This window comes from Ruegeria sp. SCP11 (assembly GCF_040329455.1).
GTDB lineage: Bacteria > Pseudomonadota > Alphaproteobacteria > Rhodobacterales > Rhodobacteraceae > Ruegeria > Ruegeria atlantica_E.
Map to the genome: position 1 here is coordinate 1 of NZ_JBDZYG010000006.1, position 18,789 is coordinate 18,789.

At 57.7% G+C, this 18,789-nt stretch carries 21 protein-coding genes; 14 read left to right on the forward strand and 7 right to left on the reverse strand.

What is annotated here, in order from left to right:
* The 5 genes from ABLN94_RS10505 to ABLN94_RS10525 all read right to left on the reverse strand — a co-directional run.
* Positions 1 to 288, reverse strand: a 288-nt coding sequence (locus tag ABLN94_RS10505) for an electron transfer flavoprotein subunit beta/FixA family protein (RefSeq protein ID WP_417750516.1), incomplete at its 3' end; no start/stop codon positions are given.
* A gap of 295 nt (positions 289 to 583) precedes the next feature.
* On the reverse strand, positions 584 to 1,156 hold the full coding sequence (locus ABLN94_RS10510) for a cob(I)yrinic acid a,c-diamide adenosyltransferase (protein ID WP_352992176.1): 573 nt from the start codon (positions 1,154 to 1,156) through the stop codon (positions 584 to 586).
* On the reverse strand, positions 1,157 to 1,360 hold the full coding sequence (locus ABLN94_RS10515) for a twin transmembrane helix small protein (RefSeq protein WP_170493942.1): 204 nt from the start codon (positions 1,358 to 1,360) through the stop codon (positions 1,157 to 1,159).
* A gap of 80 nt (positions 1,361 to 1,440) precedes the next feature.
* Positions 1,441 to 2,268 carry an SDR family NAD(P)-dependent oxidoreductase gene (locus tag ABLN94_RS10520; protein ID WP_352992179.1) on the reverse strand — a complete coding sequence of 276 codons (828 nt, stop codon included), beginning with the start codon at positions 2,266 to 2,268 and terminating at the stop codon, positions 1,441 to 1,443.
* Between the two features lie 69 nt (positions 2,269 to 2,337).
* Entirely contained in the window at positions 2,338 to 2,955 is a 618-nt protein-coding gene (locus ABLN94_RS10525; protein WP_352992181.1) for an SH3 domain-containing protein, read from the reverse strand.
* A gap of 200 nt (positions 2,956 to 3,155) precedes the next feature.
* On the opposite strand from ABLN94_RS10525, the gene ABLN94_RS10530 reads away from it, so the two are divergent.
* The 6 genes from ABLN94_RS10530 to ABLN94_RS10555 all read left to right on the forward strand — a co-directional run bounded on the left by ABLN94_RS10530 (position 3,156) and on the right by ABLN94_RS10555 (position 9,858).
* Complete coding sequence (locus ABLN94_RS10530; protein WP_352992183.1) at positions 3,156 to 5,504, forward strand: DNA topoisomerase IV subunit A; 2,349 nt, start codon at positions 3,156 to 3,158, stop codon at positions 5,502 to 5,504.
* A 97-nt stretch (positions 5,505 to 5,601) separates the two neighbouring features.
* Positions 5,602 to 6,195 carry a hypothetical protein gene (locus tag ABLN94_RS10535; protein ID WP_170493951.1) on the forward strand — a complete coding sequence of 198 codons (594 nt, stop codon included), beginning with the start codon at positions 5,602 to 5,604 and terminating at the stop codon, positions 6,193 to 6,195.
* Positions 6,196 to 6,308: 113 nt separating this feature from the next.
* The gene (gene tuf, locus ABLN94_RS10540; protein WP_352992185.1) at positions 6,309 to 7,484 is read left to right on the forward strand and encodes an elongation factor Tu; all 1,176 of its coding nucleotides are present in this window, start codon (positions 6,309 to 6,311) and stop codon (positions 7,482 to 7,484) included.
* A 273-nt stretch (positions 7,485 to 7,757) separates the two neighbouring features.
* Positions 7,758 to 7,955: a hypothetical protein gene (locus ABLN94_RS10545; protein WP_170492203.1), complete on the forward strand. Its 198-nt coding sequence runs from the start codon at positions 7,758 to 7,760 to the stop codon at positions 7,953 to 7,955.
* A 106-nt stretch (positions 7,956 to 8,061) separates the two neighbouring features.
* The gene (locus ABLN94_RS10550; protein WP_352992187.1) at positions 8,062 to 8,727 is read left to right on the forward strand and encodes a Crp/Fnr family transcriptional regulator; all 666 of its coding nucleotides are present in this window, start codon (positions 8,062 to 8,064) and stop codon (positions 8,725 to 8,727) included.
* A gap of 189 nt (positions 8,728 to 8,916) precedes the next feature.
* Positions 8,917 to 9,858, forward strand: a complete 942-nt coding sequence (locus ABLN94_RS10555) for a lipid A-modifier LpxR family protein (protein WP_352992189.1) — start codon at positions 8,917 to 8,919, stop codon at positions 9,856 to 9,858.
* A 14-nt stretch (positions 9,859 to 9,872) separates the two neighbouring features.
* Here the strand turns inward: ABLN94_RS10555 and rpe are convergent, their stop codons facing one another.
* Positions 9,873 to 10,574 (reverse strand): ribulose-phosphate 3-epimerase, encoded by a 702-nt coding sequence (rpe, locus tag ABLN94_RS10560; RefSeq protein ID WP_352992191.1) that lies wholly within the window; start codon positions 10,572 to 10,574, stop codon positions 9,873 to 9,875.
* A gap of 163 nt (positions 10,575 to 10,737) precedes the next feature.
* Here rpe and phnC point away from each other — a divergent pair, with 163 nt between their 5' ends.
* The 5 genes from phnC to ABLN94_RS10585 all read left to right on the forward strand — a co-directional run bounded on the left by phnC (position 10,738) and on the right by ABLN94_RS10585 (position 15,497).
* A complete protein-coding gene (gene phnC / locus ABLN94_RS10565) occupies positions 10,738 to 11,559 on the forward strand; it encodes a phosphonate ABC transporter ATP-binding protein (protein WP_352992614.1) in 822 nt (273 codons plus the stop codon).
* A gap of 64 nt (positions 11,560 to 11,623) precedes the next feature.
* Positions 11,624 to 12,526 (forward strand): phosphonate ABC transporter substrate-binding protein, encoded by a 903-nt coding sequence (gene phnD / locus ABLN94_RS10570; RefSeq protein ID WP_352992193.1) that lies wholly within the window; start codon positions 11,624 to 11,626, stop codon positions 12,524 to 12,526.
* Between the two features lie 67 nt (positions 12,527 to 12,593).
* Positions 12,594 to 13,475 carry a phosphonate ABC transporter, permease protein PhnE gene (gene phnE / locus ABLN94_RS10575; RefSeq protein WP_170492217.1) on the forward strand — a complete coding sequence of 294 codons (882 nt, stop codon included), beginning with the start codon at positions 12,594 to 12,596 and terminating at the stop codon, positions 13,473 to 13,475.
* Positions 13,472 to 14,839, forward strand: coding sequence for a phosphonate ABC transporter, permease protein PhnE (phnE, locus tag ABLN94_RS10580; protein ID WP_352992195.1), 1,368 nt, complete (start codon positions 13,472 to 13,474; stop codon positions 14,837 to 14,839). Before phnE (ABLN94_RS10575) ends, phnE (ABLN94_RS10580) begins: the two co-directional genes overlap by 4 nt.
* Positions 14,840 to 14,861: 22 nt before the next feature.
* Complete coding sequence (locus tag ABLN94_RS10585; protein WP_352992197.1) at positions 14,862 to 15,497, forward strand: chloramphenicol acetyltransferase; 636 nt, start codon at positions 14,862 to 14,864, stop codon at positions 15,495 to 15,497.
* A gap of 143 nt (positions 15,498 to 15,640) precedes the next feature.
* Here ABLN94_RS10585 and phnF read toward each other — a convergent pair whose 3' ends face one another.
* Positions 15,641 to 16,351: a phosphonate metabolism transcriptional regulator PhnF gene (gene phnF, locus ABLN94_RS10590; RefSeq protein ID WP_352992198.1), complete on the reverse strand. Its 711-nt coding sequence runs from the start codon at positions 16,349 to 16,351 to the stop codon at positions 15,641 to 15,643.
* Positions 16,352 to 16,453: 102 nt separating this feature from the next.
* Between phnF and phnG the strand changes: the two genes are divergently transcribed.
* The 3 genes from phnG to ABLN94_RS10605 are packed head-to-tail and all read left to right on the forward strand — an operon-like array spanning position 16,454 to position 18,582.
* Positions 16,454 to 16,912, forward strand: coding sequence for a phosphonate C-P lyase system protein PhnG (gene phnG, locus ABLN94_RS10595; protein WP_352992200.1), 459 nt, complete (start codon positions 16,454 to 16,456; stop codon positions 16,910 to 16,912).
* Complete coding sequence (gene phnH, locus ABLN94_RS10600) at positions 16,912 to 17,487, forward strand: phosphonate C-P lyase system protein PhnH (protein ID WP_352992201.1); 576 nt, start codon at positions 16,912 to 16,914, stop codon at positions 17,485 to 17,487. Before phnG ends, phnH begins: the two co-directional genes overlap by 1 nt.
* Positions 17,488 to 17,490: 3 nt before the next feature.
* On the forward strand, positions 17,491 to 18,582 hold the full coding sequence (locus ABLN94_RS10605) for a carbon-phosphorus lyase complex subunit PhnI (RefSeq protein WP_352992203.1): 1,092 nt from the start codon (positions 17,491 to 17,493) through the stop codon (positions 18,580 to 18,582).
* Positions 18,583 to 18,789 lie beyond the last annotated feature (207 nt).

Here is an 18,789-nt window from a genome sequence, read left to right on the forward strand (position 1 = left end):
GATATCGGTGTGCACGTCATCCGCCGCCACAACCAGGATCGCGCGGTCGGCGCCCATAGCCAGCGCGGTCCGCAGCGTCTCCTGCGCCTGCTTGACGCCGATCGAAACGGCAACAACTTCGTCCGCCTTGCCCGCTTCTTTCAGGCGGATCGCCTCTTCCACCGCAATTTCGTCGAACGGGTTCATCGACATTTTGACATTGGCGAGATCGACTCCGCTACCATCCGCTTTCACGCGAACCTTCACGTTGTAGTCAATCACGCGTTTGACAGGCACGAGTACCTTCATTGTAGCGCTTGCTCCTCACAAAAAACGGTAAGCCGCGACGCGACTCCACCAATGCTCTCGGACGACTGAATAGCGTCTCAATTCACAGTACAACAGGGCAAAATCGTCACGTCATGGGTTTGGGACGTCGCGTTTTGTGTTTTTTGAGGGATGAGGCCGCAATAAAGTTTCCGGACGGTCGGATTTTGTTGGCGATCTCACCCGGGTGGATATTTCTGAAATTACCCTTGAAAGATGGTTTGAGCGCTGAGCGAGAATATTGATCCCGGGACGTCCAATGGACGTCTCGACGCTTTCAGCGGTTCGCGCCCGGAACCCACAGCACGTCCTGCGTTCCGTTTTCATTAGCGCAGCGCGCGGCGACGAAGAACCAGTCGCTGAGGCGGTTGAGGTATTTCACAGCTACCTCGTTCACCGGCTCCATGTTGGTCAGTTCCACCGCCAGCCGCTCGGCCCGACGCGAGACGGTCCGGCACACGTGCAGTTGCGCCGCCAGCCGCGATCCACCGGGCAGAATGAAGCTGCGCAGAGGTTCCAGCGATTCGTTCATGGCGTCGATCTCGGCCTCGAGCCGGTCAATCTGGGCTGGAACGATGCGCAACGGGGGATAGTCGGCCTCGGCGTCCTTTTCCATCTCGGGGCGGCAGAAGTCGGCGCCCAGATCGAACAGGTCGTTCTGAATGCGCGAAAGTGCGGCGTCGACCTCACCCTCGGCCTCGGTGCGGGCCACTCCGACAAAGGCGTTCAACTCGTCCACAGTGCCATAGGCCGCAACGCGACCGGAGTATTTGGCAACCCGTTCGCCATTTCCCAGCGCGGTTTTGCCGTCATCGCCGGTGCGGGTATAAATCTTATTCAGAACGACCATTTACTGTGCTCCTTGTCCACGCAGCCAGACGTAGAGCACGATGAGTACAACGGCAATGAACTGAAACAGGATACGCAGGCGCATCATCTTGTTGCTTTTCATTGCAGCAGCCTTACCGCTTTTGCCGAAGTTTGAAATGCCGATCGCAAGTACAACGACAACAGCCGCCATAGCCAACAGTAAGATGACCATCAAAAGGTCCATGGGTACACCGTCCGGGTTTCTTGTTTCCTTAGGATATCATCTAGACCCGTGGGTGTGAAAAGCGAACGGGTAATTTCGCCTTAGACGTCAGTAAGGATGCGGTCGATGGTGCGGGTCGGCAGAATGCGGCGCAGATATCCGGCGATATAAGTCGGCGTTGTCACATAGTACCTGGCACGGGGGCGCTTCGCCTCAACCGCATGAGCCAGCTTGTCGGTCACGGCCGAGGCGGGCAATTCGAACCGGTCGGGTCCCGAGGATTCGTATAGTCTTTTCAAAAGAGAAGACTCGTAGCGATCCCGCAGGGCCGAGTTCTCCCAATTGATGAAACGCTCGAAGAAGGGGATCGAGTTTTCACGGATTTTCGACGTGATTGGGCCGGGTTCGATCAGGATTACCTTGATGTCGGAATCAGCCAATTCCAGGCGCAGCGTGTCCGTCAGACCTTCGACTGCGTATTTCGTGGCCACGTAGGCGCCGCGCCACGGATAAGCGACCAAACCCAGAACCGACGAATTCTGAACGATTCGCCCGTGCCCCTGCGCCCGCATGACCGGAATCACTTGCCGGGTCAGCTCGTGCCAGCCAAAGAAGTTGGCCTCGAAAATCAGACGCAGACCATCCGTCGGCAAGTCTTCGACTGCGCCGGGCAAACCATGCGCGCCATTGTTGAATAGCGCATCCAAAGTGCCGCCGGTGGCCTCGAACACGGAAGCCAGACCCGAGGTAATGCTGTCGGTGTCGGTGTAGTCAATGCGCGGGCTTTCAAACCCCTGTGCACGCAGTCGGTCGCAATCGCGTTGCTGACGGCAGGATGCGAACACCCGCCAGCCGCGGGCGCGCATGCCATGCGCCGCATCCAGACCAATACCTGAGGAACAACCGGTGATAAGAATGGTTTTCTGCATGATCTTCCTGAATCCGAACCTTACTTATAGCTATTGCGCGGTTCGGGTCAGGACAATGTCACGACCGCGTTAGTTTGAGATTTTTCTCACCAGCGAGGCAGAAACCCATCCGACCTGTTGCAGCGGCACCACGCGAAGACGTAGCCAGCCGGTGCCGGATTCGCTGAGCACCTCGACCTTCTGGCCGATGGTGGCCTTGGCAATGATCGGGTAGATCGTACCTGGCCCGTCGCGCATATTCACGCGTGTGCCCGAGATTTCGCGGATGTCTTTTTCGGGCTCCGGAATGGCGGGCGTTTCTGCCGTATCTTCCGGCGTCTCGTCGGTGATTTGGCGCAGCCCGGTCACGCCATCTTCAAGTGAGGCTAGCGTGATGTTGGCGCTTTGATCGTCGAATACCGACAGGCCCGAAAAAGAGGCGAGGCTGGCGTCATCCGCTATGAACTCAACCACCTCTTCCGGGACGGGTGTTGGCTCAGCCCGCACTGATGGGGTTCGGATTGTGACGGTGGTCACAAGCTCTTCGACGCGTACGGACGCGACCGTCGTGTTTGAGGCTGAAGCAATCCGAACAGGTTTTTCGGGTTTTTCTGCACGCAGGCCGCGCGGTTCAAAATCCGGCCCGTCGCTCATCACATAAAAGCACCAGCCGAGTGCAACGAAAGTGATAACAATAAGGCGCGTCATGGCGCATCCCCCGGTAATCGCAAGAAACAAGAAATAGGCAGCAGTCTAATTTGTTCAGGGTACCATATTTCCGACCTTAAGTCGAAAAACGGGGGAAATCGGGGGGTTGTCTCCCCCTGTTGCAAAAAGCGCCACTTGTCCCCAGCAAAATATGCGCTGCTTGCTTTACCAAGGCGTTCTTGCGGCGTATCACATCATGTATGACCGATACGATCGACGACCCCAACATGGAGGCCCCTGACAACGGGGGCGAGATAGCTGAACCGCTGCGCCGCGCAATTGGCGAACGCTATCTGACCTATGCGCTGTCTACCATCATGCACCGTGCGCTGCCGGATGCGCGCGACGGGCTGAAGCCGGTTCACCGGCGAATCCTCTACGCGATGCGCGAGTTGCGACTCAGTGCGACAGGTGGGTTCCGTAAGTCTGCGAAGATTTCCGGTGACGTGATGGGTAACTATCACCCGCATGGTGACGCGGCGATATACGACGCGATGGCGCGTCTGGCGCAAGACTTCAACGTTCGCTATCCGCTGGTTGACGGGCAGGGAAACTTTGGCAACATCGACGGCGATAACCCGGCGGCCTCTCGATACACCGAGGCGCGGATGACCATCGTGGCCGAGGCACTGCTGGAAGGTCTGAACGAGGACGCCGTCGATTTCCGCGATAACTATGACGGCACGCTGACCGAGCCGGTGGTGCTGCCTGCGCAGTTCCCGAATCTGCTGGCCAACGGCGCCAGCGGTATCGCGGTGGGCATGGCGACGAACATCCCTCCGCATAACATCTCGGAGCTGTGTGACGCCTGTTTGCATCTGATCAAGACACCGGACGCGCGCGACGACACCCTGTTGAACTACGTGCCCGGTCCGGATTTCCCGACCGGCGGCGTGATCGTCGAGCCGCCCGAGAACATCGCTCAGGCCTATCGCACCGGGCGCGGCTCGTTCCGTCTGCGCTGTAAGTATGAGGTCGAGGATCTGGGCCGTGGCCAGTGGCAGATCATCGTCACCGAAATCCCCTATCAGGTTCAGAAATCCAAGCTGATCGAAAAAATCGCCGAGCTGATCCAGACCAAGAAAATCCCGATCCTCGCCGATGTGCGTGACGAATCCGCCGATGACATCCGCCTGATCCTCGAACCGCGTTCCAAGAACGTGGACCCCGAGGTGTTGATGGGAATGCTCTATCGCAACTCTGACCTTGAGGTGCGGTTCAGCCTGAACATGAACGTGCTGATCGACGGTGTGACGCCTAAGGTCTGCTCGATGAAGGAAGTGCTGCGCGCCTTCCTCGATCACCGGCAAGAGGTGCTGATCCGCCGCTCGCGTCACCGCATGGCGAAGATCGATCATCGCCTTGAAGTGTTGGAGGGCTTTATCGTCGCCTTCCTGAACCTCGACCGCGTGATTGACATCATCCGCTATGACGACGACCCCAAAGCTGCGCTGATGCGCGAAGATTGGGGCATCGATCATGTCCGCGCGACCAGCGAAGCCGATTATGTCTCGCCCAAGCCGGGTGAGGGTGAACTGTCCGAAGTTCAGGTCGACGCGATCCTCAACATGCGCCTGCGCTCTTTGCGCCGTCTGGAAGAGATGGAGTTGGTCCGCGAACGTGATGAGTTGATGCTGGAACGCGCCAACCTTGAAGACCTGCTTGCCGATCCTGCTTTGCAGTGGGCCAAGATCGCGGAGCAATTGAAAGAGACCAAAAAGACCTTCGGCAAAGATTACGAAGGTGGCGCACGTCGGACACAGTTTGCCGAAGCGGGGCAAGTCGAAGAGGTGCCGCTTGAGGCGATGATCGACAAAGAACCGATCACGGTCGTCTGCTCTCAGATGGGCTGGATTCGCGCCATGACCGGCCATATCGACCTGAAGCGAGAGCTGAAGTTCAAAGATGGTGACGGTCCACGTTTCATATTCCATGCGGAAACGACCGACCGGCTGCTGGTGTTTGCTTCGAACGGGCGGTTCTACACCGTCAGTGCCGCCAACCTGCCCGGCGGGCGGGGCATGGGCGAGCCGCTGCGCCTGATGGTCGACTTACCGAACGAGGCGCAGATCATCGACATCCTGATCCACAAACCGGGACGCAAGCTGCTGGTGGCTTCGGATGCGGGTAACGGCTTCATGGTGCCCGAGGATGACGTGCTGGCCCAAACCCGCAACGGCAAACAGGTGCTGAACGTCAAGGGCGACGAGACAGCGATGATCTGCAAGCCGGTCGATGGCGACCATGTGGCCGTTGTGTCTCAGAACGGTAAGTTCCTTGTGTTCCCGACAGAAGAACTGCCCGAGATGACCCGCGGCAAGGGCGTGCGTTTGCAGAAATACAACATGGCGCGCGGTCGTCAGGGGACACTGGAGCTGGATGGGGGCCTCTCTGATATCACCACCTTCAACTGGGAAGAGGGCTTGAAATGGTCTATGGGTGGCGACAAAACCCGGCACGAGGCTGATATGTCCCAATGGTTAGCCAAGCGCGCCAGCGTCGGGAAAAAACCGCCCTATGGGTTCCCGCGGGACTATAAATTCTCGTGATCTGAGCGTGGTTTCGGGCGAATTCCGCCGATACGGCTTGGCACAGGCCGTATCGGTGCGCTAGATCAAAGAAAAACAGGCCTATTGAGAAGAGATCATGCTGCGCATTCTGACCCTGATTACCGGACTGACCCTCATGGGTGCTTGTACGCAGACGCAGGTTTACGAAGAACCTGAAGAGCTGGGTGAGTTCAAGCTCAGGGTCAACTACGCTTTTGCAGATAAGGCAGTTCAGGGGCCCGTGTCCCGTGACGCGACACCGGATGAATGGACGGCCTCGATTCAGAATGCGGTTGATATCCGACTTGGTCGATATGAGGGCGCTCAGGAATACGATATCGGCATCAGCCTGGAAGGTTACATGCTGGCCCCTCCGGGCATCCCGGTGATCTACAACCCCAAAAGCACGGCGATCGTTCTGGTCAATGTCTACGACGTGAAAGAAAAAGAGTTCCTTGCCAAGGGTAAGCAGTTCCAGGTTCTGGAAGATACGACAGGCGGCAGTGCCCTTAAAGGGTCCGGTCACGAGCGCACCAAAGAAGAACAAATGAGCGGTCTCGCTCTGAAAGTTGCTGACCGGGTTGAAGAGTGGTTGGCCGAGGAACATCAAGAGAACGGCTGGTTCGATCGGCGCCCTGACCTGATCCAGCCGCTGGAATCCGACGTGGTGACGCAAAATCCGGCATCATAAACGGGTTTTAACGCAGGATGTGCTTGATTTTCCCCTTTGAACCAAATATCTCGCGCGCGCAGATGTAACCACGGGACCAAGGGTCCCCCAAATCGCAAAAGGGCGCCTGAGGAATGGCAAAGGAAAAGTTTGAGCGTACAAAACCGCACGTCAACATCGGCACGATTGGCCACGTTGACCATGGTAAAACGACGCTGACCGCAGCAATCACCAAGTATTTCGGTGACTTCAAAGCGTATGACCAGATTGACGGCGCGCCTGAAGAAAAAGCACGTGGCATCACCATCTCGACCGCCCACGTGGAATACGAGACCGACAACCGCCACTATGCGCACGTCGACTGCCCCGGCCACGCTGACTACGTCAAGAACATGATCACCGGTGCCGCGCAGATGGACGGCGCGATTCTGGTTGTGAACGCTGCTGACGGCCCGATGCCGCAGACCCGCGAGCACATCCTGCTGGGCCGCCAGGTTGGCATCCCGAAGATGGTCGTGTTCCTGAACAAAGTTGACCAGGTTGACGACGAAGAGCTGCTGGAACTGGTTGAGATGGAAGTTCGCGAACTGCTGTCCAGCTACGAATACCCCGGCGACGATATTCCGATCGTTGCAGGTTCGGCTCTGGCCGCGATGGAAGGCAACAACCCGGAAATCGGCGAAGAGAAGATCAAGGAACTGATGGCGGCTGTTGATGACTACATCGACACCCCCGAGCGTGCTGTTGACCAGCCGTTCCTGATGCCGATCGAAGACGTGTTCTCGATCTCGGGCCGCGGTACCGTTGTGACCGGCCGTGTTGAGCGTGGCGTGATCAACGTTGGTGACGAAATCGAAATCGTCGGCATCCGTGACACTTCGAAAACCACCTGCACCGGCGTTGAAATGTTCCGCAAGCTGCTGGACCGCGGTGAAGCAGGCGACAACATCGGCGCCCTGCTGCGTGGTGTTGACCGTGACGGTGTTGAGCGTGGCCAGGTTCTGTGTAAGCCGGGTTCGGTTACGCCGCACACCAAGTTCGAAGCCGAAGCCTACATCCTGACCAAGGAAGAAGGCGGTCGTCACACTCCGTTCTTCGCGAACTACCGTCCGCAGTTCTACTTCCGTACGACTGACGTGACCGGCACCGTGACCCTGGCCGAAGGCACCGAGATGGTCATGCCTGGCGACAACGTGTCGTTCGGCGTTGAGCTGATCGCACCGATCGCGATGGAAAACGGTCTGCGCTTCGCGATCCGCGAAGGCGGCCGCACCGTCGGCGCCGGCGTTGTCTCGAAAATCATCGAGTAATCACGGTAGGCCGAGCTTCAGCCCGGCACATCGTTGAACTAAAGAAGGCCGCTCCCTCGGGGGCGGCTTTTTTGGTGTGACCAGTCGAAATACGGATTAATCTCCTCTTCATTTGGCGGCAAGGAAGCAACCCTACCTTTCCTCTGGAACAAACTGCAGCTGGCTTGAGCCAAGTCGTTTGTTCGCTGGATGCAATCATATCCGTTTGTTCGCGTTGAAGCCCCGTCTCGTGTGTGGGGAAACACGCCAGGGGATCAGAAAAAGGGGTAAACCATGTTTGGGCTTCAATTTGTACAGTACGGCACACGCATCCTTCACAGCAAAGATCTGGATGACATGCAGACAGCTATCCTGAGCGATGGTGATCCCGTGACCAGTGGCAGGGTGTGCAAACGGCGTTCGCAGAAAAAGGTGAGCCAGATAACCTTTCTTTCGGAAGAGCCCGAGAGCTTTCGTGTAGAGAAGTCCTAGTTTGGATTCAAAGCTGTGACCCGCATGAACGTGACTGCTAAACTCAACATGCACCCTTAAAGCGTATCTGGCCCCGGTCAGCGCGCATAGCTGATGAGGTAAGCGCATGGTGGGTTTGGATCTTTTAGTAAATACGGCGAATGTCTTCTACCTGATATCCTACTCGGTCAGAGACATTTTCTGGCTGCGTGTTCTGTCGGTAATCGGGGCCGCTATCCTGCTTCCATACTACTATCTGCAAAGCACCCCCCTTTGGGCTCCGATAGGGTGGAACCTGTTTTTCACGGGCATCAACATCTTTTGGATTGTGCGCCTTTTGCTGGAACGACGGCCAGTGCCTTTTACCGATGCTGAGAGGCATCTCTACGAAATCGCGCTGCGCAATTTCTCTGAACGGGACGCGTACAAACTGCTGAAAATGGGCGTCACCAAAGATGTGCCGGCAGGAACCCAAATCTTGACGCAGGGAAATCACGTGGACAGCCTCTCGCTTATAATGGAGGGTGAGGTAGACGTTGAGATGAACGGCGACAGTATGGATCGATTGGGTGAAGGCCGTTTTCTTGGCGGTACGGCCTTTCTGAGCAAAAGTCAGGATTTCAAAGCGCCGGTAACCGTGACGGCGTTGAAACCGTCACGCGTGATCGAGTGGAAGATGCCCCACCTGACTGCGGAACTTCAACAACAGCCCGAATTGGCGATCTCAATAGAAGCCAGTCTAGGGCTCGAGATTTCGCGATTTCTACAGACTGCCCGACTACAAATGCCTTAAACACTCGGTTCAGCAGCAGCCTGAATGTTGCGTGTGGTTCTCCGTTGTAATTGAATGTTGCTTTTCAGTATCGGGATTCTTTCAACCTAAACGTGGTTCTTGTCGAAGGGCTAATCGCTTTCTACGGTCACCTTGGGCTGGGTTTCTTCCAGCTAAAGATCTGGCGCAGAAAGTTATAAGGAGCCAAAAATGAAGACTTTTTTGGCTTTCCTCCTGATCTCTATGCCTCAGTTTCTTTATGCGCAGTCCGCAGCCGCCCCAACGGTTGCTGCGAAACCCGACAAGAGGGAACTGGTTGGGTTTGGCTGGTTGTTCACGGACGATCTGGTTGGCGACGATCATGATCGTTGGCAGACATCATCGTTGAATCTGTCGTGGATTTTGGCGCGAGGATGGAACGGGGATTTGCCTGAGGCGTTTGGGGATGTAATCGAAATCCGCGCCTACACCCAGATGATCTCGCCAGAAGATCTGGTCAATCCAAGCCCGACAGACAGACAATATGCTGGCATCCTGTCTCTGGGCGCCTATTCCCATTTTCAAAAGCGGAGTGCGCAATACACTGTCGGTGCCGAGTTGGTTGCAGTAGGTCCGCAAACCGGCGTGGATAGCCTTCAGAGCGAATTCCACAAACTGATCGGAAGCACGCCGCCGTCAAAGGCGGTTTTGGACGATCAGATACCGAACGACTTCTACCCCACTGCAGTTGTGGAAATAGGCCGAGAGTGGGAATTTGGCCGCAACACACGTTTCCGTCCGTTCGTCTCCTTGCGCGCCGGAGATGAAACCCTGGCCCGCGTTGGAATGGACGTAACGATTGGACAAGTGGGGCGTTCAGAGCTCTTGATCCGCGATAAGATCACTGGGCAGCGCTATCGCACTATGCGTACAGGGCCGAAGGGTGTCAGCGGTATCTTCGGTTTTGACGCAGCATATGTGGCTGACAGTGCTTACATTCCTGATTCAGGCACCGTCAGCCTCAAACACGAGCGGTATCGCGCGCGCCTTGGCTTCAACTGGGAAGCAAAATACGGGACGCTTTTCTACGGTGCGACTTACCTGAGTGAGGAGTTCGACCAACAACCGGAGTCACAGGTTGTTGGTTCTATTAACTTCAAGATCTCGTTCTGACCTCTGGTTGCCGTTCAGACAGCGGCTTGCGTCAGTGCTGATTCTGCTGCAGCGCGCACGGCCTTGATGTTCTCGCCATAAACTTCCGGCTTGCCTACTGACCCGCCTTTGAACACAGCTGACCCGGCAACCAACACATCTGCACCTGCCGCAGCAACCAGCGGGGCGGTATTTGGGTCTACACCGCCGTCGATCTCGATATGCACCGGGCGGTCTCCGATCATCTGGCGCAGCTTGCGAACCTTGGCGGTCATGTCGATGAACTTCTGGCCTCCGAAGCCGGGGTTCACGGTCATGACGCAGATCAGATCGGTGAGATCCAGCAGATGCTCAACCGCCTCCGCCGGGGTGCCCGGGTTCAGGGCAACGCCAGCTTTCATGCCAGCGCCGCGGATGGCCTGCAGGGTGCGGTGAGTGTGCGGACCGGCCTCGACATGGGCGGTCAGGATATCAGCACCTGCATCGGCATAGGCCTGAATGTAGGGATCAACCGGCGTGATCATCAGGTGAACGTCCATCACCGTCTTCACATGCGGGCGGAAGGCTTTGACGGCGGGCGGGCCAAAAGTCAGGTTCGGGACGAAATGGCCATCCATGACGTCGACATGGACCCAGTCGGCGCCCTGAGCCTCGATGGCTTGGATCTCTTGCCCGAAGTTTGCGAAATCGGCGGACAGGATCGACGGTGCAATCTTGATGGTGCGGTCAAAGCTCATAGCGGCCTCGTAAAAGCTGGAGAGTCGCGTTCGCGTATACCTGTGCGGAACTGCAATGGGTAGCCCCCGTGGGTCGCGGACCGTTACAAAACTTTCACCGCCCTGACACAAAGCCGTTGAGCAGCAGCTGTAATTGACCGCCAACATGAATTGGGGGTGGCACGTGCTGCGGATTGAGAAACTGACCAAACGCTTCGGCGACAATGTTGCCGTGGACGCGGCGACGCTGGATGTAGACAAACCCTGCATGATCGGGATCATCGGGCGGTCAGGTGCGGGCAAGTCGACCCTACTGCGGATGATCAACCGCCTGACGGATTCCAGCGACGGCCAGATCCTGTTCGAGGGGCGCGACGTCACCCAGTTGAAGGGTCGTGAGAAACGCGCCTGGCAGGCCGACTGCGCCATGATTTTCCAGCAGTTCAATCTTGTACCGCGTATGGATGTGGTCTCGAACGTGCTGCACGGTACGCTGAACCGCCACTCGACGTTAGCGACCATGTTCAACCTATTCCCGATGGACGAAATTCACCGCGCCATCGACATTCTGGACCGTCTGGGCATTGCCGAGCACGCCCCCAAACGCGCCGAGGCGCTGTCGGGCGGCCAGCAGCAGCGCGTCGCCATCGCGCGCGCCCTGATGCAGGACCCCAGAATCATTCTGGCGGATGAACCCATCGCTTCGCTGGATCCGATGAATGCTCAGGTCGTTATGCAGGCGTTGCGCCGCATCCACGAAGAGGACGGCCGCACAGTCATCGCCAACCTGCATACGCTGGACACAGCGCGCCGCTATTGCGACCGCGTGGTCGGTATGCGTGACGGGCGCATCGTCTTTGACGGGTTGCCCGAACAGCTGACCACCGGTGTCGCCCGTGAGATCTATGGTGCTGATGCCAGCTTCTCGGAAGAGGCGACCTCGACAGAGATCGAGACGCTGGACGCTACCCAGAAGGCCCTGATGGAAGCCGAAGCCACCATCTGAGCCGACCACCCCTTTCATCGACCGGCCCGATGAAAGGCCGGCATATAAACCTGGAGAGAGACAGATGAAAAAATTCATTGCTGCCCTGGCGGCGACCACTGCACTGGCCGCGCCTGCCATGGCCGAAGAAATCAGTGAATTCCGCATCGGAATTCTGGGCGGTGAGAACGCTCAGGACCGTCTGAACAACAACGAGTGTCTGCGCGTTTATACCGAAGAAGCGTTGGGCGTCCCGGCCAAACTTTTCGCACCCGCTGACTATAACGGTGTGATCCAGGGCCTGCTGGGCGGCACTATCGACGTTGCCTGGCTGGGTGCGTCGGGTTACGCGAAAACCTACCTGTCCGACCCCGAAGCCGTTGAGCCGGTTCTGGTCAAGGTCAACACCGATGGCGGTTATGGTTACTACTCGGTTGGTTTTGCTCGCAAGGACAGCGGCATCACCTCGCTGGACGACATGAAGGGCAAGACCTTCGGTTTCGGTGATCCGAACTCGACTTCGGGCTACCTGATCCCGTCGATCGAAATCCCCGCCGCCACCGGCGCGACCATGGACTCGGGCGACTATTTTGGTGAAGTGAAATTCACCGGCGGTCACGAGCAAACCATCGTTGCGGTTAACAACGGCGACGTTGACGGTGGCGTGACCTGGGCCGATGGCCTGGGCGAATGGGAAGACGGCTATCAGTCGGGTGCCCTGCGTCGCGCCGTGGATGCCGGTCTGGTCGACATGAACGACATGGTCGAAATCTGGAAATCCAAGCCGATCCCGGAAGGCCCGGTTGTGGTCCGCAAGGCGCTGCCTGAGGACGTCAAAGCCAAGGTGACCGAACTGTGGGACACTCTGAGCGAGAAAGACCAGAATTGCTTCTACGGCGTGGCTGCGGGTGAGGCCAAAAGCTTCGACCCAATCACCCATGACGCCTACGAAGTCATCATCGAAGCACGCAAGCTGAAGTCTAACTAAGCCTGCATATCCAATAATCGGGGTCCGGTGGAAAATCGGGCCCCGTTTTTCCACTCGGGAGCATTCCATGACAGACCTGACTGCTGGGTCCTCGACCGTCGATCAGATCCGCGACGACTACACCGCGATGGCGCGACGCAAGAGGGTCTATGGTGGTATCCTCCTGATCCTATTCGTGGCCATGATGGCCGCAGGGTTCCGTACTGCCGACAGCCGCAATGCGGGCAGCTTTATCGACGGCTGGCACCGGATATTTGACTACCCGGCTGAGGTTCTTTCGGAAGCCTGGGAAAAGATCGCCGAGATGCCCGCCAATCTCGTCGAGTTCTTTCCGGCGCTGGTGGAAACGCTAAATATAGCCGCCGCGGCGACATTGGTCGGTACGATATTGGGAACGTTTCTGGCGCTGATGTCCACACGGGGCATGGCCTATTGGCCGTCGCTGATTCCGCTGTTCCGCCGTATTTCGGATGTCTTTCGGGCAATCCCGGAAATCGTCATCGCGCTGGTCCTAATCTTCATTTTGGGCGGTGGTCCGGTGCCCGCGATGATCGCGATTGCGATCCATACCGCGGGCGCTCTGGGTAAGCTGTTTTCCGAGGTCAACGAAAACGCTTCGCTGAAACCCGTCGAGGGGCTGCAATCGGTCGGCGCAAACTGGTCGCAGCGCATGTATTTGGGTGTGATCCCTCAGGTCGGCCCAAACTATGTCAGTTATGCCCTGTTGCGGTTCGAGATCAACATCCGCGCCTCGGCCATTTTGGGTTTCGTCGGCGCAGGCGGTCTGGGCTACGAACTGCGCAATGCGATGTCCTGGGGGCAGGGGCGCTACGACGAAGCGGCAGCCATTTTCATTCTGCTTTTCGTCACAATCGTCATCGTCGATCAGATATCAGGCTATCTGCGCGACCGTCTGGCCCACGGGTCAGAAAAAGGAGCCTCGGCATGAGCACCTTCGCAACCAATCTGACCACCTCAGAACTCAAGATAGAGGCGGATTGCCTGTTCAGCCGAAAGCGCTTGGTAAATTTTAGCTTGCCTGCGTTGGTGCTGGTTTACCTGATCTACGTGTTCTTTGCCTTCGATGTGCCTGGGTTGGCCGCACGGGCGCATTGGGAAAACGGCAAGACGCTGGTTTCTGACAGCTACAGCTACAAGACACATATCGAGAGGGACAACCGCTCAGGCCAAGTGTCTGCCGCAATTGAGGGCGAACGCAAGGGTGCCTATCCCGCGGGCGAGGCTCCCGATTGGGTGACGCTGGGCGAAACTACGGTGATCGACTTGGAAGACGGTCACGTCGTGCGCTTTGGGCCGGATACAGTGGAATATGAGATCCCCGGCTATGGCACCGTCCGAGCCACGCCGTCACGTTCAGCTGGCGTGCAAGCAGAACTGCCATTAGGTGACGTTCCCGATTGGATCAACGTGTCCAAGAACCGCTTGGCGATCACCACGGATGCCGGGCGCCTGACCGTGACCCGCAATCGCTCGGAAGTGTTTCGCTATTTCACCGGGTGGGAGTTGTTCTGGTTCACGCTCGACAGTCCGTACTACGGCAAGTCCTTCCCGGAACTTGCCGGACTGGTTGCTCAGGGTGAGGCGGGCGCGATCCTGTACGATTTCTGGACAAACAAGATGTGGCGGCATCAGGACGTTGCCTGGGCCATCTTTGAAACTATCCTGATGGCGTTCCTGGGTACGTTGGGAGCGGCGATGGTCGCGTTACCTCTGGCCTTTATGGCGACGCGTAATTTCAACCCTATGAAGTCTGTGCGCTTTGCGACGCGCCGAGTGTTCGACTTTGTTCGGGGGGTGGACGCTCTGATCTGGACTGTGGTTCTGGCCCGTGCCTTTGGTCCCGGCCCGCTGACCGGGGCATTGGCTATTCTCGTGACGGATACCGGCACCTTCGGCAAGATATTCTCGGAAGCGTTGGAGAATGTCGATCAGAAGCAGATCGAAGGCGTGCAGTCCACCGGAGCCAACGCCCCGCAGCGTTATCGTTTTGGTGTAATCCCGCAGGTGACGCCGGTGTTGCTGAGCCAGTTGCTCTATTTCCTTGAATCCAACACCCGCAGCGCCACTGTGATCGGCGCTATTACAGGCGGCGGGATTGGATTGTTGCTGACGCAGGCGATCATCACGCAGAAGGACTGGGAAGAAGTCGCTTATTATATCGTGCTGATCATCCTGATGGTGATGCTTATGGACTGGTTCTCGGGCTGGCTGCGCAAACGCCTGATTCAGGGCGAGACGCGCAAGAAGCGCAGACCGCGCGACCCCAAGGTGAAACCACTTCTACTGCCCTGACCGACGACTAAGGATACAAGACATGGCACGATTGCGCCCGGACCAACCATTTATCCACCCCGATTGCCAGATTTCTGGCAGTAGATTCGGGGAATATGTTGAAATCGGCGCAGGCAGTCGTGTCGCCAACTCGGTTTGGGGGGATTACTCCTATTGTGATCGAACCTGTGACATTGCCAATGCCGAGATCGGCAAATTCGCCAATATCGCCAGTTTCACTCGGATTGGGGCGACCGATCACCCGATGGAAAAAGCGTCTTTGCACCACTTCCTGTACCGCTCGGCGGACTATTGGGATGATGTGCAGGACGATCCGGAGTGGTTCGCACATCGTGCCACTCGCACAGCAAAGATTGGGCATGACACGTGGATCGGTCATGCGGCAATCATCAAGCCCGAAGTGACTATTGGACACGGTGCCATCGTCGCCTCGGGGGCAGTAATCACCAAAGATGTGCCTCCATACATGATTGTCGGTGGGGTAACGGCACAACCAATCCGCCGCCGGTTTTCAGAACAGATTGTCGCGCGGATGTTGGCTTTGGCTTGGTGGGATTGGGACAACCAGCGCCTGCGCGCAGCATTACCGGATTTCCGAACGTTGAGCGCCGAAGCTTTCCTTGAAAAGTACGAGCTGGCCTTTGCGTCAGCAGGCTGAAACGCACCCGCACCCGCAGGAGCATCGGCTTCGCCGATCCCCCTTGGGGGATTTGGGCCCGGCGCCGCGCAAGGCGCGGCGCGACGCCCAACGGGATGAGGCCTCTCCAAGGAGGCCGAGGACGAGCGGGAAAGCCACGCCGCTTAGTCGTCATTCACGGTCAACGTAACCCGTTCTCCGGCGAAAACAGTGCGCCCGTATTCAACGGGTACCCCATCCAGGCCGGCGTTAATCCCGGCCGAAAACAGAACGGGCGCGCCTTGGGGCAATCGCAGGTGCAGGGCCTGAGTCGCCGTTGCGGCCCGTGCCGTCAGGCGAGTGGAGATACGCGTGTAATCCGGAATGCCACAGTGTTGCAGCGCCTTGGTGACCGACTTCGTGTCCTGCAACGCTTCGAGGATTTCAGGCAGTCGAATTGCCGGGAAAACGCTTTGAAAGAGGGCGATGGGTTGGCCATCAGCAAGCGACAGCCCGTCATAGACGTGGACCGCGTCTCCCGGATTAAGCTGCAGCGCGTCTGCTTCGGTCTCATCTGCCGCGCGGGTGGTCAGAGACAAGATTGTTTTGCCCGGTATCTTACCGCTGGCCGAAATGCTCTTGTGATATCTTACCCGTTTTCCAATCGGATAGTCGGTTGGGCGGGCAGCCACGAACACTCCCGCACCGCGCCGTGGGTGCACCAATCCTTGTTCTGCCATCTCAGACAAGGCGCGCCGAACTGTGTGTCGGTTGACCCCATGCTGTGCTGCCAACTGCGCCTCGGTCGGTAGGCGGTCACCGGTACTGTATCGCCCTTCGGCTATGTCCGAAGTCAGGCTTAACGCGATGCTTTTCCAAACTGGAGTTTTGCTCATGTCACTAAACTTTCACACGACTGCGATTGCGAGTCATTTCCTTGAAGTGTAATATTTGTCTAGTTGTATAGTTCACATAGACAACCTGGCCAAGAGGTTTTGATGGCGGATCAACAGAACATTGCGCAAGTCGCGCGCAAGGAATGGATGGGGCTACTGGCCCGGGCTCCGGAGGAGGCTTTGATGGCATTGTGGAGCAAATTCGAAGCGCAACCGAGCTTTGACTGGCTTCGCAGCCCAGAAGTCGGTGGTGTGATGGTTCGGGGGCGGACCGGCGGTACAGGCGCACCATTCAATCTAGGTGAAATGACGGTCACGCGCTGTTCGCTTGCCCTGAAGGACGGCACGGTCGGGCACGGTTATGTGCAGGGCCGCTCCAGGCGCAAGGCCGAAGCTGCGGCACTGATCGATGCGTTGATGCAGACCGAAGCGGCGGGGGACATTCGGGCGCAGGTGATAGGGCCGCTCAGCCAGCAGATGCAGGCCGCTAAAACCGCTCGTGCGGCCAAGGCTGCGGCCACCAAGGTCGAATTCTTTACTATGGTTCGAGGAGAGGATTGATGAGCGCCCAAACCCAATTCTCTGGTGGCTTCCAGAACGCACCGATTGACGCGGCACACGCCTTTCGCGCGGCAATGACGGTCATGGCTCGCCCGGGTGAAATCCGCACGGTGTCCGGCAGCGAACCACCAGCCCCCTTGTCAACGGCAGCTGGGACGTTGCTGCTGACTCTTTGCGATCCGGAAACCAAGGTTCACTTGGCCGGCGCGACCGATACAGATGCGGTACGACAGTGGTTGGCTTTTCACACTGGCGCTCCCGTTTCGGATGCGACCGAGGCGGGCTTCGCGGTGGGAACGTGGCAAGAGCTTGGACCTTTGAGCCAGTACCGTATTGGTACGGCAGAATATCCAGATCGGTCAGCGACCCTAATCGTTGAATGCACCGACTTGCGACAAGCCGGGGCCGCGCTGTCCGGACCGGGGATCAGGGACACAGCACACCTGTCATTGCCCGATATCTCTGCATTTCAGGGCAACGCAGTGCTGTATCCGTTGGGGTGCGATTTCTTCTTTACCTGCGGTGATAAAGTCGCGGCCCTGCCGCGCAGTACGCAGATCAGGGCGGAGGGCTAGGCCATGTATGTAGCTGTCAAAGGCGGTGAAAAGGCCATTGAGAACGCACACGCCTGGCTGGCCGAGGAACGACGCGGATCAACCAACATTGCCGAACTGAGCATCGCGCAGATCCGCGAACAGCTGAGCCTGGCCGTGAACAGGGTGATGGCCGAGGGATCCTTATTCGATCCCGATCTGGCGGCGCTGGCAATCAAGCAGGCGCGCGGTGATCTGATCGAGGCGATCTTTCTGATCCGCGCCTATCGGACGACCTTGCCCCGGATTGGCTATTCGAACCCGCTGGAAACGGGTCAGATGGCCTGTGATCGCAGGATTTCAGCCACGTTCAAAGACGCACCGGGCGGGCAAGTTCTGGGTCCGACCTTCGACTACACGCACCGCTTGCTGGATTTCAAACTGGCCGCGGAGGGCGAGGTTTCTTCGGCACCCGAAAGCCGCCCACGCACCGAGCCGACACCGCACATAACCGAGTTTCTGAAGGGCGAAGACATCATTCAGGACGAACCTTCCAGTGACACCATTCCCGGTGACCTGACTCGTGAACCCATGGAATTTCCGGCCGATCGCCCCCTTCGACTGCAATCGCTGACGCGTGGGGATGAAGGGTTTGTTCTGGGCATGGCCTACTCGACCCAGCGCGGATATGCCCGCAACCACGCCTTTGTTGGCGAATTGCGGATCGGCAAGGTCGCGGTTGAGATGGACGTCCCCGAACTCGGTTTCGCCATCGAAATCGGAGAAATCGAACTAACCGAATGCGAGACGGTAAACCAGTTCAAAGGCTCCAAGACCGAACCGCCGCAGTTCACGCGGGGCTATGGGCTGGTCTTTGGTCAGTCGGAACGCAAATCCATCGCGATGGCATTGGTCGACCGGGCGCTGCGCTGGGAGGAACTGGGGGAAGACAATCTGGGTGCCCCTGCGCAGGACGAGGAGTTTGTCCTCAGCCACGCAGACAACATTCAGGCCACAGGCTTTCTCGAGCACATAAAGTTGCCGCACTACGTTGACTTCCAGTCCGAGCTGGAACTGGTTCGCAAACTGCGCCGCGAAGCCGAGGAGCGGATTATGTCGAGGGAGGCTGCGGAATGAGTTCAGTCGCCGCCACTTCCGCAATCACCGCCTCCGGAATCAGTACCTCCGTTAAACCAAACGCCTGCCGAGCTGCCATCCAATCTTTGACGTGGCCGGGGTTGCTGCTTTCGAGACGGCAGTCGCCAAAGGAGAATTACGAATGCAAAAGTACCCAAGATGATAGCGATTTCAGTGAAAGAAACGTCTGTCAAAATCAGGTTCCCG